The sequence below is a fragment of the Rhodococcus sp. NPDC127527 genome (assembly GCF_042672245.1).
Classification (GTDB): Bacteria; Actinomycetota; Actinomycetes; order Mycobacteriales; family Mycobacteriaceae; genus Rhodococcus_G.
In genome coordinates this window covers 113,268-130,583 of sequence record NZ_JBHXVP010000007.1, presented here as the reverse complement: position 1 = coordinate 130,583, position 17,316 = coordinate 113,268, and the positions used below count along the sequence as shown (strand labels likewise).

Genomic DNA, 17,316 nt, shown 5'->3' with positions numbered 1-17,316 from the left:
GGCCCCGCCCCCACCGCGCCGGCACCGCCGCTATCTCCCCCCTCGCCGGCGGGCCCGCCCCCCAACCCGCCCTCGGCGCCCTCCGCACAACTGCGGCAGCTGGCCACAACCCCGGCGCCAGCTTTCCCTCCGCAGCACCTCCGTCACCAACCGTGAAGGCGGCCCCATGTCCTCATAACTCTCGCGCAAACGATGGAAGCTGGTTCGAAGATGAATGGTTTGACACGCCGACAGATGTTCAAGGCCATGGCGGTCACGGCGGGCGCGGTGACGCTGGGCACCGGCACGCGCATCGCGGGGGCGGCCCCCGGCACGGAGATTCGCGTACTGGCGATCAACACCTGGCTCAACGGAACGAGCGTGTCCGGCGGCCTGAAGATGGTCGCCGACATCGTCACCGCCACGCGTGCCAACGTGGTGATCCTCACGGAGTCGAACAGCAGTGCAACGAACTCGGTGGCGAACACACTGACCAACGCCGGCACGAAGTTCTTCGCGACGTCCACGTCCGACACCGGAATCCTCTCGCGGTTCCCGATCTCCGAGTCGTCCAGCCTGGGCTGGATGACCAAGACGGTGATCACCGTGGACGGCGTTCAAATTGCCACGTATGCAGCACATTTGAACTACAAGTACTACGCCACCTACCTCCCGCGAGGATACGGGCCGGGCAATGACTCGGGCGAGTTCTCCCAGTACGGCTGGAACAAGATGCCGGCGCCCGTCACCGACGTCACGACGGTCCAGCGTGTCAACATCAACTCCGGCCGACCGCAAGCCATCACCAATTTCATCAACGACGCCGCACTCGAGCAGGCCAAGGGGCGTTCGATCATCCTGGGCGGAGATTTCAACGAACCGTCGACCCTCGACTGGACCGACGCGGCCAAGAACCTGTTCGACCACAACGGCGTGGTCATCCCATGGGAGACCACCCGGCGCCTCGAACAGGCCGGCTTCGTCGACTCGTACCGCAGCAAGTACCCGAATCCGGTGACCCACCCGGGCTTCACCTGGCCCTCGGACAACCCCGCCAAGTCTCCGTCACAGATCAGCTGGGCACCGGCCGCCGACGAGCGCGACCGAATCGACTACATCTTCACCGACGGCGCGTCGAAGCTCTCGTTGACCGAGGCCGGCATCGTCGGGCCTCGCTCGACCATCGTGCGCAACCAGCGAGTGACCGAGACCGGCCAGGACAACTTCATCACCTCACCGACCTCCTGGCCGACCGACCACAAGGCGGTTCTCGCGGTCTACCAGATCAACACCGCGACCCCCGATGTCGAGACGAGCACCACCGTCGCGGCCCCCGACTCGGCCGAGAACGGCGCCGAGGTCGTCCTCACGGCGACCATAGATCCGGCCGCACAGGGCGGCACCGTCCAGTTCCTCGACGGCACAACACCTCTCGGCGGACCGGTCGAGGTCACGAACGGCACGGCCTCGATCACGCGCACCTTCGACACCAACGGCGCCCACTCGATCACGGCCGTGTACTCCGGATCGCCCGGCTTCGTCGGTTCCACCTCCGAGGTCAAACAAGTCAACGTGGGCACCGACCCCGTCGCCACCACCGTCGTGATGACGGCGCCGGGCAGCGCGTTCGCCGGTCAGGACGTGAACCTGCACGCGACGGTGTCCCCCACTGTCCAGGGCGGCACCGTGGAGTTCACCGTCGACGGCGGCGACAAGGTCACCGGCACGTTGGGCACCGACGGCACCGCGGTCGCGCCGTACACCTTCGCCGCCGCAGGCATCCACCGCGTGGTCGCCCGGTACTCCGGCACCACCGGTGCCGAGGCCTCGGTTGCGCCGGAATTCCAGGTCGACGTCACCGTCGCGCCGCCGACCGACGTCCAGACCACCACCACGCTCGACCCGGTCGGCACCGTCGAGAAGGGCACCCCCGTCACCCTGCGGGCCAAGCTCGATCCGATCAGCGCCAACGGCAGGGTCCAGTTCAAGCTCGGCGACACCCCGCTCGGCGGTCCGGTGGCGGTGTCGAACGGCGTCGCGACGCTGTCGACCACCTTCGCGGCGTCCGGAACCTTCAGTGTCACCGCGGAATTCATCGCCTCGGCGGGCTTCGTCAACTCGGCGTCCGCCCCGCAGACGCTGACCGTGCCGGGCGACACCGGTCCCGGCAACCCTGGTGGCGGCGGACTGGGCAGCCTGGAGAACCTCTTCGGCTCCTGACTCGCACCCCGCTGACCTACCCCTCAAACGACGGAAGCTGACTTTCGATGAATGGTGTGACGCGCAGACAGATGTTCAAGGCCGTGGCCGTCACCGCAGGCGCGGTGGCACTGGGAACCAGAACTTCCTTCGCCGGGGCCGCCCCCGGCACGGAGATTCGCGTGTTGGCGATCAACATCTGGGTCAACGGAACGAGCGTGTCGGGCGGCCAGAAGATGGTCGCCGACATCATCACCGCCACCCGCGCCAATGTCGTGCTGCTCACGGAGTCGAACAGCAGCGCAACCAACGCCATTGCGACCAGGCTGACCAACGCGGGCACCAAGTTCTACGCGGCGGGTTCGTCCGACACCGGCATCCTCTCCCAGTTCCCGATCTCCGAGACATCCAGCCTGGACTCGATGACCAAGACCGTCATCACCGTCGACGACATTCAAATCGCGACGTATGCCGCACATCTGAACTACACCTCGTACGCCACCTACCTGCCCCGCGGATACGGAGCCGGCGTTCCCTCGGGCGAGTTCTCCCAGTACGGCTGGAACAAGATGCCCGCACCCGTCACCGACGTCGAGACCGTCCAGCGCGTCAACGTCAATTCCGGCCGCCCCCTGGCCGTCACGAACTTCATCGCCGATGCGGAGCGGGAGAAGGCCAGGGGCCGTTCGATCATCATGGGCGGCGACTTCAACGAGCCGTCCACCCTGGACTGGACGGACGCGACGAAGGACCTGTTCGACCACAACGGGGTCGTCGTCCCGTGGGCATCGACGCAGCACCTGCACGACGCCGGCTTCGTCGACGCCTACCGCAGCAGGTACCCGGATCCGGTGACCCATCCGGGCTTCACCTGGCCGTCGGACAATCCCGCCAAATCGACATCGCAGCTCACCTGGGCACCGACGGCGGACGAACGTGACCGCATCGACTACATCTTCACCGACAATGCCTCGATGCTGACCTTGTCGGACGCCGGCATCGTCGGACCCCGCTCGACGATCGTGCGCAACCAACGAGTGGCCGAGACCGGTCAGGACAACTTCGCCGCCTCGCCGACGCCGTGGCCGACCGATCACAAGGCCGTCCTCGCCACCTACGCCGTCAGCGCCGTGCGCCGGGCCACCACGACGACGATGACAGCACCCGGGAGTGCGCAGGTCGGCCAGGCCGTCAACCTGCACGCCACGGTCGCCCCCGCCGTGCCGGGCGGCACCGTCGAGTTCACCGTCGACGGCAGCGACACGGTGACCGGCACGCTCGGAACCGACGGTGCGGCGGTCGTCTCCTACACCTTCACCGCCGCCGGCGCCCACAGCGCGGTCGCTCGATACACCGGTGGCCCGAGCACCGATGCGTCTGTCGCACCCGCCTTCCCGGTCGACGTCACCGCCGTACCCGCAGGGGCAACGGCCACCACGACCACGCTCGACGAGGTCGGGACCGTCGACAACGGTCAGTCGGTGACGCTGCGGGCGACGGTCGATCCGGTGGGCGCCGTCGGCACCGTCCAGTTCCGGATCGGCACCACTGCGCGAGGCGACGCGGTGCCGGTCGTCGGCGGCGTCGCCACGCTGGCGACCACGTTCACAGGCCCGGGCACCTACTACGTCACCGCCGAGTTCACGGGCGGCGCAGGATTTGTCGACTCCGCATCGGCGCCGCGGACCCTGACCGTGCTCCAGACCATCAACTCGGGCGACACCGGCGGCAGCAGCACGGGCAGCCTCGACGGATCGGTCGGCACTCTCTTCGGGTCCTGAGCTACGGGCGCACCGCCGGCTCGAACGCGCTGTGCCGTGGGTGACAACGCGCGGGCGAGCCGAACCGGCCGCTAGGGTCGAGGGATGGCACTGCCCGGCAACGATGCGACCCGCCCACCGTCGGTATGGCCCGGCAGCGCCTACCCGCTCGGCGCGACCTACGACGGCGCGGGCACCAACTTCTCACTGTTCTCCGAGGTCGCCGACGCGGTGGAACTGTGCCTGATCGACCGCGACGGCAGCGAGGTCCGGGTGCCGCTGACCGAGGTCGACGGCCACGTGTGGCACGCCTACCTGCCGACGGTGGTGCCGGGTCAGCGGTACGGCTACCGGGTGCACGGCCCCTTCGAACCGGGAGCCGGGCACCGCTGCGACCCGAGCAAGCTGCTGCTGGACCCGTACGGGAAGGCCTTCGACGGCAGTTTCGACGGGGATCGGTCGCTGACCACGTTCGGGGCGGACACCCTCGGCCACACCATGACCACGGTGGTGATCAACCCGTATTTCGACTGGGCGTCCGACCGTGCCCCGAAACGGCCCTACCACGAGACGGTGATCTACGAGGCGCACGTCAAGGGGATGACGGCCACGCATCCCGGTGTGCCGGAGGAACTACGGGGCACCTACGCCGGCCTCGCGCACCCGGTGGTCATCGACCACCTGACCTCGCTCGGTGTCACCGCGATCGAGCTGATGCCGGTCCACCAGTTCATGCACGACCAGATCCTGCTCGACCAGGGGTTGCGAAACTACTGGGGCTACAACACCTTCGGTTTCCTGGCACCGCACGTCGAGTACTCGTCCGCGGCGAAGGCCAGCGGCGCGGTCGCCGAGTTCAAGGCGATGGTGCGGGCCTTCCACGCGGCGGGCATCGAGGTGATCCTCGACGTGGTCTACAACCACACCGCCGAGGGCAACCACGAGGGCCCGACCATCAGCTTCCGCGGCATCGACAACGCCGCTTACTACCGGTTGGTCGACGACGAACCCGAGCACTACATGGACTACACCGGCACCGGGAACAGTCTCAACGCCCGGCACCCGCACACACTGCAGCTGATCATGGACTCGCTGCGGTACTGGGTGACCGAGATGCACGTGGACGGCTTCCGTTTCGACCTCGCCTCCACCCTCGCACGGGAACTGCACGACGTGGACCGGCTCTCCGCGTTCTTCGACCTGGTGCAGCAGGATCCGGTGGTCAGCCAGGTCAAGCTGATCGCCGAACCGTGGGACGTCGGCGAGGGCGGCTACCAGGTCGGAAACTTCCCGGGACTGTGGACCGAGTGGAACGGCAAGTACCGCGACACCGTCCGTGACTACTGGCGCGGGCAGCCGGCGACGTTGGGCGAGTTCGCTTCCCGTCTGACCGGCTCCTCGGACCTGTACGAGTCCACCGGGCGGCGCCCCAGTGCGAGTATCAACTTCGTCACCGCCCACGACGGCTTCACCCTCACGGACCTGGTGTCCTACAACGAGAAACACAACCAGGCCAACGGCGAGGACAACAAGGACGGCGAGAGCCACAACCGATCCTGGAACTGCGGCGTGGAGGGCCCCACCGACGACCCGGCCATCCTCGAACTCCGTGCCCGGCAACGGCGCAACATCCTCGGCACCCTGTTGCTCAGCCAGGGCACCCCGATGCTCGCGCACGGCGACGAGATCGGCCGCACCCAGCTGGGCAACAACAATGTGTACTGCCAGGATTCACCGCTGTCGTGGATGGACTGGTCGCTCGCGGAGTCCAACGCGGACCTGCTCGAGTTCACCCGCCGCGCCATCGCGCTGCGCACCGCGCATCCCGTGTTCCGGCGCAGACGGTTCTTCGAGGGCAGGCCGACCCGGTCCGGCGAGCAGGCTCGCGACATCGCCTGGCTCACCCCGTCCGGGGTGGAGATGACCGCGGAGGACTGGGGCAGCGGGTTCGGCAGGTCGCTGACCGCCTTCCTCAACGGCGACGCCATCGCCGAGCCGAACGGTCGAGGCGAGCGCGTCGTGGACGACTCGTTCCTGCTCTGTTTCAACGCCCACGACGAGGCGCTGGAATTCACCGTCCCCGGCGACGACGACGCGCGCTGGGTGAGCGTGCTCGACACGGCCACTCCCACAGGACATTCCGAGGATGTCGTGAGCTCAGGGGCGAGCCTGAAGGTCGAGGCCCGTGCCCTGACCGTGCTGCGCCGGGTGCGGTGAGCGTGCAGCCGATCAATGCCACGTACCGGCTCCAGCTTCGGGCGGACGTGCTGACCCTGCGAGACGCGTGCGGCCTGGCCAACTACCTCGACGACCTCGGCGTCTCGCACCTGTACCTGTCGCCGGTGCTCACCGCCGCGGACGATTCCACACACGGCTACGACCTCACCGATCCGACCACGGTCTCGACTGCGCTCGGCGGCCGGAAGGCCCTGGTGGCGTTGGTCACCGAGCTGCGCCGTCGCGGGATGGGTGTGGTGGTGGACCTGGTCCCGAACCACGTCGGCATCGCCGACGCGCGGCAGAATCGCTGGTGGTGGGACGTGCTCATGCACGGCCGCGGCTCGGAGTACGCCACGTACTTCGACATCGACTGGCAACGCGGCCGACTGGCCCTGCCGGTGCTCGGCGACGACGGTCTCGCCGCGGTCGTGATCGACGACGACGGCCCCGAGCCGATGCTCGCCTATCACGAGCACCGCTTCCCGATCGCCCCCGGCACCGAGGGGAGCGACCCGCTGCGGGTGCACGGCCGCCAGGCCTACGAGCTGGTGCACTGGCGCTCGGGCGAGGTGGGCTACCGCCGCTTCTTCACCGTGAATTCCCTGGCCGCCCTGCGCCAGGAGGATCCGGAGGTGTTCGTCGCGACGCATCGCGAGCCGGCGTCCTGGTTCGCCGACGATCTTGTCGACGGGGTACGGGTCGACCATCCCGACGGACTGGCCGACCCGGCCGACTACCTGACCCGATTGCGCGGGCTGCTCGGCCCCGATCGCTGGCTGGTGATCGAGAAGATCCTCGCCCCCGGAGAACCCCTCGACCCCGCACTGCCGGTGGACGGGACCACCGGGTACGACGCGCTCGCCGAGTTCGGTGGCGTGTTCGTGGACCCGTCCGGCGCCGAGGAACTCGGCCGCCTGCACGTCGAACGCGCCGGTGACCCCGGCGACGCGCAGACGCTCGCGAGAAGCGCACACGAACTCGAGCGCGAGGTGCTGCGCACCGCGCTGGCCCCGGAGGTACGCCGGCTCGTTCGTGCGGTGCGCCGCGAGAGCGGTACCTCGGCGGACGACGCGGCGTTGACCCGCGCGGTCGTCGCCACCGTCGCCGAGGTGCCCGCCTACCGAACCGACTACGGCCCGCTCGCCGGCATGCTCGGCGCGGCGCTCGCGCGCGCCGCGACGTCCGATCCCACCCTGGCCGAGCCGCTCTCGGCGCTGACGGCGGCGGTCCTCGCGAACGGTGAGGCCGCTGCCCGGCTGCAGCAGGTGTGCGGCGCGGCAAGGGCCAAGGCCGTCGAGGACTGCCTGTTCTACCGGACCGCGCGGCTGGTGTCGACGCAGGAGGTCGGCGGTGACCCGGGCGCCTTCGCCGTGCCCGTCGCCCAGTTCCACCTGGCGCAGGCCGAGCGGGCGCGCCGGTGGCCGGCGGCCATGACGACCCTGTCCACCCACGACACCAAGCGCGGGGAGGACGTGCGCGCCCGCATCGGGGTGCTCTCGCAGGTCCCGGAGCACTGGTCGGAGGCGGTGGCCGAATGGGAGTCCTCGACGCCCAGCCCGGACGGCGCAACCGGACTGTTCCTGTGGCAGAACGTTTTCGGCGTCTGGCCCGCGGACGGCAGACCCGACGCCGAGGTCCGGCGCCGGCTGCACGACTACGCCACGAAGGCGGTTCGCGAGGCAGGCGTGCACACCTCCTGGGAGCGAGTGGACTCGGTCTTCGAGTCGCGGGTGCACGAGTGGCTGGACGCGGTGTTCGACGGTCCGGTGGCCGAATCGATGTCGACGCTGGTGCGCCGCCTCGCCCCGCACGGGCGGGCCGTTGCGGTGGGCCAGAAGCTACTCCAGCTCACCGCTCCTGGCGTTCCCGACGTGTACCAGGGCACCGAGCTGTGGGAGGACTCCCTGGTCGACCCGGACAACCGCCGCGGGGTCGACTTCGACCTCCGGCGCAGGCTGCTCGCCGCGGTGGACCCGGACACTGCCGTCGACGACTCCGTGAAGCTTCTGGTCGTGCGGGAAGCGCTGCGGGTGCGCCGCGAGCGACCCGACAGCTTCGTTGGCGGCGGCTACCGGCCCGTGTTCGCCGACGGCCCGGCCGCCGCACACCTCGTCGGGTTCGCCCGTGGCGAGGACGTGATCGCCGTCGCGACGCGGCTGACCGTCGCCCTCGCCGAACACGGCTGGGGCGGCACCGTGCTGCACCTGCCGCCGGGAACCTGGTCGGAGCGACTGCACGGCCGGCGTGCCAGCGGCGCCGTCGATCTCGAGGCCCTCTTCGCGCGACGCGGGGTAGCGCTCTTCGTGCGCGAGCGCCAGTGACGTTCCACTGGCCGAGACATTTCGTCACACGATGACGAATGACCACCTAACGTGACCGGAGACACAGTTCACGACGCACGCGAAGGAACTCCGCACATGGGTAATCGGTTCGAGGGCAAGGTCGCATTCATCACCGGCGCAGCGCGCGGTCAGGGCAGGGCCGAGGCGGTCAAGTTCGCCTCCGAGGGCGCGAACATCATCGCCCTCGACGCGTGCACGAAGTTCGCCTCCACCCCCTACGAAGGCGCCACCGAGGAGGACCTCGCCGAGACCGTCCGCCTCGTCGAGGAGCAGGGCCGCAAGATCGTCGCCACCAAGGCCGACGTCCGTGACTTCGCCGCCGTCACCGCCGCGCTGGACGCGGGCATCGAGGCGTTCGGTCGCCTCGACGCCGTGGTCGCGAACGCGGGCATCTGTTCGGCGGCGCTGTCCTGGGAGATCACCCCCGAACAGTGGCAGGAGACCATCGACGTCAACCTGACCGGCGCGTTCTTCACCTGCAAGGCCGCGATCCCGAAGCTGATCGAGCAGGGCGAGGGCGGTGCCATCGTCCTGACCAGCTCGGTGTCGAGCCTCAAGGGCGCCCCCTTCTTCGGCCACTACGTCGCGAGCAAGGCCGGCATGGCGGGGCTGACCCGGACCATGGCCAACGAGTTGGGCATGCACAAGATCCGGGTCAACAGCGTGCACCCCTACGGCGTGGCGACTGGCATGGTCATGACCGACGTGGTCCCGCTGATGGAGCGGTTCGCCGAGACCCTCGCGCCGGCGTTCATGCCCTCGCTGCCCTACGGCTTCAGCGAGCCCGAGGACGTCGCGAACGTCGTCGCGTTCCTCTGCTCCGAGGAGGCGCACCACATCACCGGCATCAACATGCCGATCGACCTGGGCAACGCCGCCCGCTGACGCGGCCGAACGGCAACGCCGCATCGTCGACGTCCGCCGAGCCGCCGACCGGAAGCCGTCCGGTCGGCGGCTCGTCGTCGAACATGTCGAAACCGGCTGCACTCGAAACGGTTTCGCGATCCCGCCCGGCACGCGTCAAAACGCGGTGCTGAGCCGTTCGAGTCGGGCCACCGCCGCCTGTGCCACCGCGAGGGCGACCTCGGCGTTGTCCACCCGGTCGCCCGTCTCGACAGCCGCCCAGGTCCGGCCGTGCGCGTAGGCGCTGAGCAGGTTCCACTGAGCGGTGACCTCCGTCGCCGGATCGGGCCCGCCGAGCGCATCCTGCGGCATCAGCAAGCCGGCCTGGGCGACGATGAAACTGTCCGAGTCGATGGCGCGGAAGCGGCGCTCACTCAGTCCGGGACGCAGCGTCCCGGCGGCGGCCAACAACTCCGCACGTTTCGCGTCGGCGTCGGCGCACTCGCCCGGCGCAGCGCGGTTCGTCTCCAGGTATTGACGGCGGTAGACCTGGTCGCGGTAGCCGAACTGCAGTGTGCGATAGCACTGTTCGTCGATCGGACCGGCCATGAGCCACAGCGCGGTGGCCGCGGTCGTGATGGCGGAGCGGACCAGGGTCGGGTGTGCGAACTCGTGCGGGTCCGCGTCCCGGCCTGCCAGGTCCAGGTGATCGAGCGCACTGTGAATCAGCTGGACGACGGTCCCACGCAGCGAGAGGCCCGACCCCCGCAGCATCCGGTCCGCGACCTCGGCGTCCGAGCCCGGCGCGGCCTCGATGCGGCCCAGCCGGCGCGCCAACTCACCGGCAGCGATCGACACCCGCTCGCTCATACCCGGAATCTAGCCCGCTTCGACACGACCGAGCCCGCCACTCGCCGAATCCGACGAGACGCCCGACGTGTGCGGGCCGGAGCGGCAGGCGACAGCCTCGCCCAGACGGGAAACCTCAGACTGCAATTTCCGTTTCGGCTGACGACGAGTTGGTCGACTCGCCCGCCGTTACAGCGGCGATCTTCGGCGAAACCGGGACAGTGTCGGCACCGACATGCAGACTCGCACACATGTTCGAGTCGCGTGGTCGAGTCGTCATCACCGCCCACACCGGGCAGGGGTCGTCCTGGCGCGTGTTCACCGACCTGACCATCGACCCCGAACCCCTCCGCACCACCGTCCACAGCGACCACGCGATCGCCGCGATGGGCTCACGGATGGAAGGCGCCGTCGCCGAGATCCTCTCCGACACCACCACCCTCACCGCGATCAGCGACCACGCCCGCGACGAGAACCGCGCCGCCGCCCGCAAGATCACCTGGGCCGCCCGCCTCTGGGAGAACTGGATAGAACGCGACGTCCGCCTCGGCTCCGGCGACATCGTCGACTGCGGCAACGGCGCCATCGCCGAGATCGCCGTCCGCCTCGGCTGCTCCCGCACCACGGCCCAGGCCTACGCCGAGATCGGCATGGACCTGCGGCTCCGCCTGCCCGAAACCCGGCAACGATTCGAGGCCGGCGACCTCGACCTCGCCCGCGTCCGCGTCATCTGCCGCGAAACCACCGCACTGACACCCGACACCCTCACCACACTCGAACCCGAAGTCGTCGCCGCCGCCCGCCACCTCACCCCCGGACCCCTCGCCGCCGAAATCACCCGACTGATCACACGCCACGCCCCAGACGAGGCCGCCGCCGCCCGCGACGAAGACCTCCGCCAAACCCGCAAGGTCGTCAAACGCTCCCGCGGCACCTCGACCACCATCGAGGTCGGCCTCTCCCCCGACGAAGCCGAACAAACCATGCAGGTGCTCACCGAGATCGCCGCCACCATCTGCCCCCACGACCACCGCGGCCGCCAGAGCGCCCTCGTCGACGCCGTCCTCGCCCTCGTCCACGGCGAACGCCACCTCACCTGCGCATGCGGCCGCAACGACTGCACCGCCACCGGACCCGACGCCGCCCCCGGCCGACGCACACCCCTCACCCAGATCACCGTCAGCGTCGAAACCCTCCTCGGCCTGCTCTCCGAACCCGCTCACCTCCACGGCCACGGACCCATAGACCCAGACCTCGCACGCCAGCTCGCCACCGACGGCACCTGGCAGATGCTCCTCACCGAAACCCTCGAACTCGCCGAACACCTCGGCCTCCTCGACAACACCGACAATGACAACGACAACGACAACGACAACGAACGATCCAACGATCCTGTCGCCGAGCCGAACTCGCCACCACCAGTCGCCCCGACCAGTTCGACACCGCACTTCACCGTGCGCACGTTCCTCGCCCGAGGCAGTCGCCGCCGCGCCGGACACCTCCCACCCACCGCGGCGCCGCCAGCCGCGATCACGCCCGCGGCACCCACCAGCGTCGGCACCCTCGCCGACGCCATCCTCGCCGCCGTCGACGCCGCCCCCACCCTCGCCACCGGACTCCGCCACGGACACGGCGGACTCCTCACACCACCACCCCGCGCCCTCACCTACCGACCCGACGCCGCCACCACCGCACTCGTCCGCGCCCGCGACGGCCACTGCAGGTTCCCCGGCTGCCACCGACCCGCCACCGGATGCCAACTCGACCACATCGTCGAATACCGCCACCGGGACCCCATCCGCGGCGGCTGGACCGTCGTCACCAACCTCCAATGCCTCTGCGCGTTCCACCACCAACTCGAGACACTCGGATTCTGGACCGCTACCGCGCTCGGCCACCCCGCCACCACCGGCCACGCACTGCTCTGGACCTCCACCACCACGGGCACCCGCGCCGTCACACTCCCCGCCGCCGTACACGGCCACCCCGACCCGGGGACGCCCGCGCCGAGGGTCACGACCCGGCGAGCCGCCCCACCGATACCCGAGCACGCAGAGACCGCGGACGACCCGCCACCGTTCTGAGGACTGCGGGTGAGTGGCCGGCGGCCGGGGTCGACTACGCAGCGGCCGGCCGATGTGCGGGCCGCGATTGGAGTAGTCGACTACTGGCTACATCCCGACACCTCCGGCCCACGATTGACCTGCAAGCATCCCGGACCTGTCCGGATACCGCCACGAGTAGGAAGTCGGGGCAATGTTCAGCCACGAGCGTTACCTCACCACGGTCATCGACCCGACCCTCCCACGACACGACGCCGCTCACGAGGCGGCGCAGTTCGACGAGGTCGTGCGCGGATTGGCCGAGCGGGAGCGCCTGCACGACCTCCTGTGCAGGCACGTCGGGCGCGACGTGGCGCGACTGGCACTCGAACACGATTCACTGCAGGAAGGCGACGCCCTGGCGGGCGGCGAAATCACCGAGGCCGCGATTCTGTTCTTCGACCTCGTCGGCTCCACCTCACTGGCGGCCACCCGGCCGCCGGCCGCGATGGCAGCCGTACTCAACGAGTTCTTTCGGATCGTCGTCACCGCGGTCGAGGGTCACCACGGCTTCGTCAACAAGTTCGAGGGCGATGCGGCGCTCGCCATCTTCGGCGCCCCGCGACCGGTGCTGGACCCGGCGGGCTTCGCCCTCGCGACCGCTCGGTGCCTCCGGCGCACCCTGGGCGCGCTCCACACGATCGACTTCGGAATCGGTGTCACGTTCGGGGAGGTCTTCGCCGGCAACATCGGAGCCGAGCAGCGCTACGAGTACACGGTCATCGGCGATCCGGTCAACGAAGCCGCGCGACTGTCCGGCATCGCGAAGACGTGCGGCACCCGGACCTTCGCGTCGGGGCACGCCGTGGCGGCGGCAGCGGACGAAGAGGCGAAACACTGGACGACCGACCGGAGCGTCACGCTGAGGGGTCGCGCCGAGCCGACCGTCATCGCCGAACCCGTCCACCACGAGGAATTCCCCTGAACGTCTCCATGACTCGGTAGCCCCGCTCGCCTGCGCTGCTCCGCCGAGTGCGGCATGCTGGCACCGTGACCGAATCTGGCGCGACAGCCACCCAGCACCGATTCGAGGTCTGGGCACCACTTCCAAGCCGAGTTCAGCTGCACCTGGACGGCGGCCTGCACCCCATGTCCCGCAGCGACGACGGTTGGTGGCGCGCCGATGTTCCCGCGCGCGACGACAGTCGGTACGGCTTCGTTCTCGACGACGATCCGACGGTGCTGCCCGACCCGAGGTCCCCGCGACAGCCCGACGGGGTGCACTCCGCCTCGCAACGGCACACACTCGACCCAGACACCTGGACCGACGAGCAGTGGACCGGACGCCAACTCGCCGGCAGCGTCGTCTACGAACTGCACGTCGGAACGTTCACCGCCGAGGGCACATTCGACGCCGCGATCGAGCACCTCGACCACCTCGCAGACCTCGGTGTCGGCTTCGTCGAACTGATGCCCGTCAACGGTTTCAACGGCGAGCGAGGCTGGGGCTACGACGGCGTCCTCTGGTACACGGTGCACGAGCCGTACGGCGGCCCGGACGGCCTGCGGCGCCTGGTCGACGCCTGCCACCGCCGCGGTCTCGGCGTCATCCTCGACGTGGTCTACAACCACCTCGGCCCGTCCGGGAACTATCTCGACCGCTTCGGGCCCTACCTGTCCGAGACCGCCAACCCGTGGGGTCGAGGCGTCAACATCTCCGGGCCGTCCTCGGGCGAGGTGCGTCGCTACATCATCGACAACGCGCTGCGCTGGCTGCGCGACTTCCACATCGACGGTCTGCGCCTCGATGCGGTACACGCGCTCGACGATCGCACCGCCACGCACCTGCTCGAGGACCTTGCCGTCGAGACGCAAGCACTCTCGACCCACCTGCGCAGGCCGCTCACGCTGATCGCGGAGTCCGATCTCAACGATCCGGTCCTGATCGCGCCCCGGTCGGCGGGCGGCTACGGCCTCGACGCACAGTGGAACGACGACATCCACCATGCTGTGCACGCCGCCGTGTCGGACGAACGGCAGGGCTACTACGGCGATTTCGGCTCGCTGCAGTGTCTGGCGAGCACCCTGCGGCAGGGCTTCTTCCACGCGGGCACCTACTCCAGTTTCCGCGGCCGCGCCCACGGCCGCCCGCTCGACGTGCGACGCACCCCCGCCAGCGCACTGCTCGCGTACACCTGTTCCCACGACCAGGTCGGCAACCGTGCGGTCGGCGACCGTCCGGGGAGTTACCTGTCGGCGGGCCAGCTCGCGACCAAGGCGGCACTGGTGCTCGGGTCGCCCTACACCCCCATGCTGTTCATGGGTGAGGAGTGGGGCGCGAGCACCCCGTTCCAGTTCTTCACCTCGCATCCGGAACCCGAGCTGGCCGTGGCCACCGCCGCGGGCAGGCGCGCGGAGTTCGCCGAGCACGGCTGGGACAGCGACGCGGTGCCCGATCCGCAGGACCCGCAGACCTTTCTGCGGTCCAAGCTGAACTGGGGCGAGCTCGCCGAGCCCGATCACCGGCGCCTCCTCGACTGCTACCGCGCGCTCATCGCACTCCGAGCCGAGCGAGCCGAGCTCACCGATCCGTGGCTCGAACACCTCGTCGTGGACTACGACGAGGACGAACGCTGGATCGTGCTGCAGCGCGGCGACATCCGACTGGCCTGCAACCTCGGATCGGGCCCGGTGACGGTCCCGGTCGGCGGGCGCCCACTGCTGTGGTGGGACCCGCCGACCCAGGACCAGACCGCCGCGGCCACCGTCGTTCCCGGCCACTCGTTCGTGATCCTGGGCGCGAACTAGCGAACCTTGGTCACTGACCGGTCCGCATCAACCGGCGAACGAGCACCGAGGTGACGAGCAGAATCACCGCGGTGATCGCGGCGGCCACGTGCATACCGCTGACGAAGGACTGGTGCGCCGACTCGACCAGGGCGGCCCCGATCTCCTGCGGCGCGGACTGCGCGACCGCCACCGCACCGCCGAGGGTCTCCTGCGCGGCGTGCCCGGCATCGTCGGCAAGCGCCGAGACGTCCAGTCCCCGACGGAACATCGCGAGGACCACACTGCCGAGGATCGCGACACCGAGCGCAACGCCGAGCTCGTACGCCGTCTCGGACACCGCCGACGCCGCACCGGCCCGCTCGGGTTCGACCGAGCTGACCACCAGGTCGGACGTCAGTGTCAGCGCGATGCCCACACCGGATCCGATCAGCACGAAGCCGCCCACGAACATCGCGGGGCCGCCGTCGGCGCGCAGCCACATCATCGCGGCAGCACCGACAGCGGCGACCGCGAGCCCGATCGACAGCACCGTTCCCGGTCGCCACCTGCGCACGAACCACGCGGCCAGCAACGAGAACACGATGCTCGTCGCGGTTCCGGGGAGCATCAGCAGCCCGGCCTGCAGCGGAGTCTTGCCGAGCACCAACTGCAGGTACTGCGAGCCGAAGAACAGCACACCGGCGAGCGCGAACACCGAGAGCAGGTTGGTCAGCACCGCGGTGGTGAAGGCCGGGCGACGGAACAACCGAAGGTCGATCATCGGGTTCTCGAGCCGCGACTGCCTGCGCACGAAGGCGTAGCCGGCGAGCAGGCCCACCGCACCGACCGCCGCCAGGGTCAGGTCGAGGCCGTGTGCCACGGACTCCTTGACCGCGTACACGAGGGGCACCATCGTCAGCATCGACAGCGCGGCACTCGGCAGGTCGAAACGACCGGGGTTCGGATCCTTGGACTCCCGGATCACCATCGGTCCGAACACGACCAGCGCGGCCATCACCGGCAGGTTCACCAGGAACACCGAACCCCACCAGAAGTGCTCGAGGAGCCAACCGCCGACCAACGGTCCGGCCGCGGCGCCGCCGCCTGCCATCGCTCCCCACACGCCGATCGCGGTGGTCCGCTGACGCGGGTCGACGAACATGGTCCGGATCAGGCCGAGCGTCGCGGGCATCAGCGTCGCGCCGGAGACGCCCTGCAGAACGCGCGCCGCGATCATCATCTCCGGGCTCGCCGAGAACGCCGCGATCACCGAGGCGACACCGAATCCGGCGGCTCCGATCAGCAGCAACCGGCGGCGACCGATCCGGTCGCCGAGGGTGCCCATGGTGATGAGCAGTCCGGCGAGGACGAACGAGTAGATGTCGATGATCCACAGCAACTGGGTGCTGCTCGGCGCGAGATCTGCGCTGAGGAACGGCAGCGCGAGGTCCAGGACCGTGGAGTCGACGGAGATCAGGAAGACGGCGAGCGCCAGCACGATCAGGCCCAGCCAGTCGCGGCCGCTCGCCCGGACGTCGGACGCGTGGTCGATCGGTTTCTTGTCTGTGGTGACAGACACGGTTGCTCCCACTCAGCTCGATATCAGAAGAATCCGCACTGAACCGTCCAGCCGGTACAGTGACCGCACCAGGTTAGCAGTGAACCGTCCAGCCGGTACAGTGATGTCTGTGACAGCGACACCCGCGGCGAGCACCCGCGACCGAATCCTCGACGCCCTCGAACGACTACTGCTCGAGCGCGGGCTCTCCCAGGTCACCCTCGAGGCCGTGGCCGCCGAGGCAGGCGTCTCCAAGGGCGGGCTGCTCTACCACTTCCGCAGCAAGGAGGCGCTGCTCGCGGGCATGGTGCGGCGACTCGGCGAACGGTCCGACCAGCAACTCGCCGAGTCCGGATCCTCGGTAGCCGAGTGGTACCTGCAGACCCTGGACGCCGGAACCACCAACGAGCTCGCCCTGTTCCAGTCCACCATCGCGGCGCTGCGGTCGGTCGACGGGAAGCAGGGCGAGGTACAGCAGGCGGTCATCGACATGATGCGGTCGTGGGACGACGGTCTACGGTCCGAGATCGCCGACCCGGTCCAAGCCGAGATCGTGCGACTCGTCGGAGACGGCCTCTACCTCGCCGCGCTGATGGGCCTGCCGCAGCCCGACCCCGAGCTTCATCGCAAGGTGGTGAACCGGCTGCTGGATCGGGAAGGCGACAGACGTAGCGGCGCATCCACATAGGGGCCGCATTTCCCCGACCCGCGCCACGAATGTGCCGCTCCACCGGTCGAGCAGGGCACCCCTTCGA

The 17,316-nt window shown here is 69.3% G+C and carries 11 protein-coding genes; 9 read left to right on the top strand and 2 right to left on the bottom strand.

Translation table 11 applies throughout. From position 1 onward, the window contains the following. The first annotated feature begins 210 nt into the window (after positions 1 to 210). The 5 genes from ACFVH2_RS14105 to ACFVH2_RS14085 all read left to right on the top strand — a co-directional run bounded on the left by ACFVH2_RS14105 (position 211) and on the right by ACFVH2_RS14085 (position 9,385). On the top strand, positions 211 to 2,199 hold the full coding sequence (locus tag ACFVH2_RS14105) for an Ig-like domain repeat protein (protein WP_378426945.1): 1,989 nt from the start codon (positions 211 to 213) through the stop codon (positions 2,197 to 2,199). Between the two features lie 56 nt (positions 2,200 to 2,255). Continuing rightward, positions 2,256 to 3,959, top strand: a complete 1,704-nt coding sequence (locus ACFVH2_RS14100; protein ID WP_378426943.1) for an Ig-like domain repeat protein — start codon at positions 2,256 to 2,258, stop codon at positions 3,957 to 3,959. A gap of 84 nt (positions 3,960 to 4,043) precedes the next feature. After that, the gene (gene glgX / locus ACFVH2_RS14095; RefSeq protein WP_378426941.1) at positions 4,044 to 6,155 is read left to right on the top strand and encodes a glycogen debranching protein GlgX; all 2,112 of its coding nucleotides are present in this window, start codon (positions 4,044 to 4,046) and stop codon (positions 6,153 to 6,155) included. Next, on the top strand, positions 6,152 to 8,479 hold the full coding sequence (gene treY, locus ACFVH2_RS14090; protein ID WP_378426939.1) for a malto-oligosyltrehalose synthase: 2,328 nt from the start codon (positions 6,152 to 6,154) through the stop codon (positions 8,477 to 8,479). The genes glgX and treY overlap by 4 nt, the downstream gene beginning before the upstream one ends. A gap of 96 nt (positions 8,480 to 8,575) precedes the next feature. Next, entirely contained in the window at positions 8,576 to 9,385 is an 810-nt protein-coding gene (locus ACFVH2_RS14085) for a mycofactocin-coupled SDR family oxidoreductase (RefSeq protein ID WP_378426938.1), read from the top strand. A 135-nt stretch (positions 9,386 to 9,520) separates the two neighbouring features. Here the strand turns inward: ACFVH2_RS14085 and ACFVH2_RS14080 are convergent, their stop codons facing one another. After that, complete coding sequence (locus ACFVH2_RS14080; RefSeq protein WP_378426936.1) at positions 9,521 to 10,213, bottom strand: hypothetical protein; 693 nt, start codon at positions 10,211 to 10,213, stop codon at positions 9,521 to 9,523. A 230-nt stretch (positions 10,214 to 10,443) separates the two neighbouring features. Between ACFVH2_RS14080 and ACFVH2_RS14075 the strand changes: the two genes are divergently transcribed. The 3 genes from ACFVH2_RS14075 to treZ all read left to right on the top strand — a co-directional run bounded on the left by ACFVH2_RS14075 (position 10,444) and on the right by treZ (position 15,042). Further along, a complete protein-coding gene (locus ACFVH2_RS14075) occupies positions 10,444 to 12,276 on the top strand; it encodes a DUF222 domain-containing protein (RefSeq protein ID WP_378426934.1) in 1,833 nt (610 codons plus the stop codon). 172 nt (positions 12,277 to 12,448) lie between these two features. Beyond that, entirely contained in the window at positions 12,449 to 13,219 is a 771-nt protein-coding gene (locus ACFVH2_RS14070) for an adenylate/guanylate cyclase domain-containing protein (RefSeq protein WP_378426932.1), read from the top strand. Positions 13,220 to 13,284: 65 nt separating this feature from the next. Beyond that, on the top strand, positions 13,285 to 15,042 hold the full coding sequence (gene treZ / locus ACFVH2_RS14065; RefSeq protein ID WP_378426930.1) for a malto-oligosyltrehalose trehalohydrolase: 1,758 nt from the start codon (positions 13,285 to 13,287) through the stop codon (positions 15,040 to 15,042). A 10-nt stretch (positions 15,043 to 15,052) separates the two neighbouring features. On the opposite strand, the gene ACFVH2_RS14060 is transcribed toward treZ, so the two are convergent. After that, positions 15,053 to 16,582 (bottom strand): MFS transporter, encoded by a 1,530-nt coding sequence (locus ACFVH2_RS14060; protein ID WP_378426928.1) that lies wholly within the window; start codon positions 16,580 to 16,582, stop codon positions 15,053 to 15,055. Positions 16,583 to 16,685: 103 nt separating this feature from the next. Here ACFVH2_RS14060 and ACFVH2_RS14055 point away from each other — a divergent pair, with 103 nt between their 5' ends. Then, positions 16,686 to 17,249, top strand: a complete 564-nt coding sequence (locus tag ACFVH2_RS14055) for a TetR/AcrR family transcriptional regulator (protein ID WP_378426926.1) — start codon at positions 16,686 to 16,688, stop codon at positions 17,247 to 17,249. Positions 17,250 to 17,316: the final 67 nt, after the last annotated feature.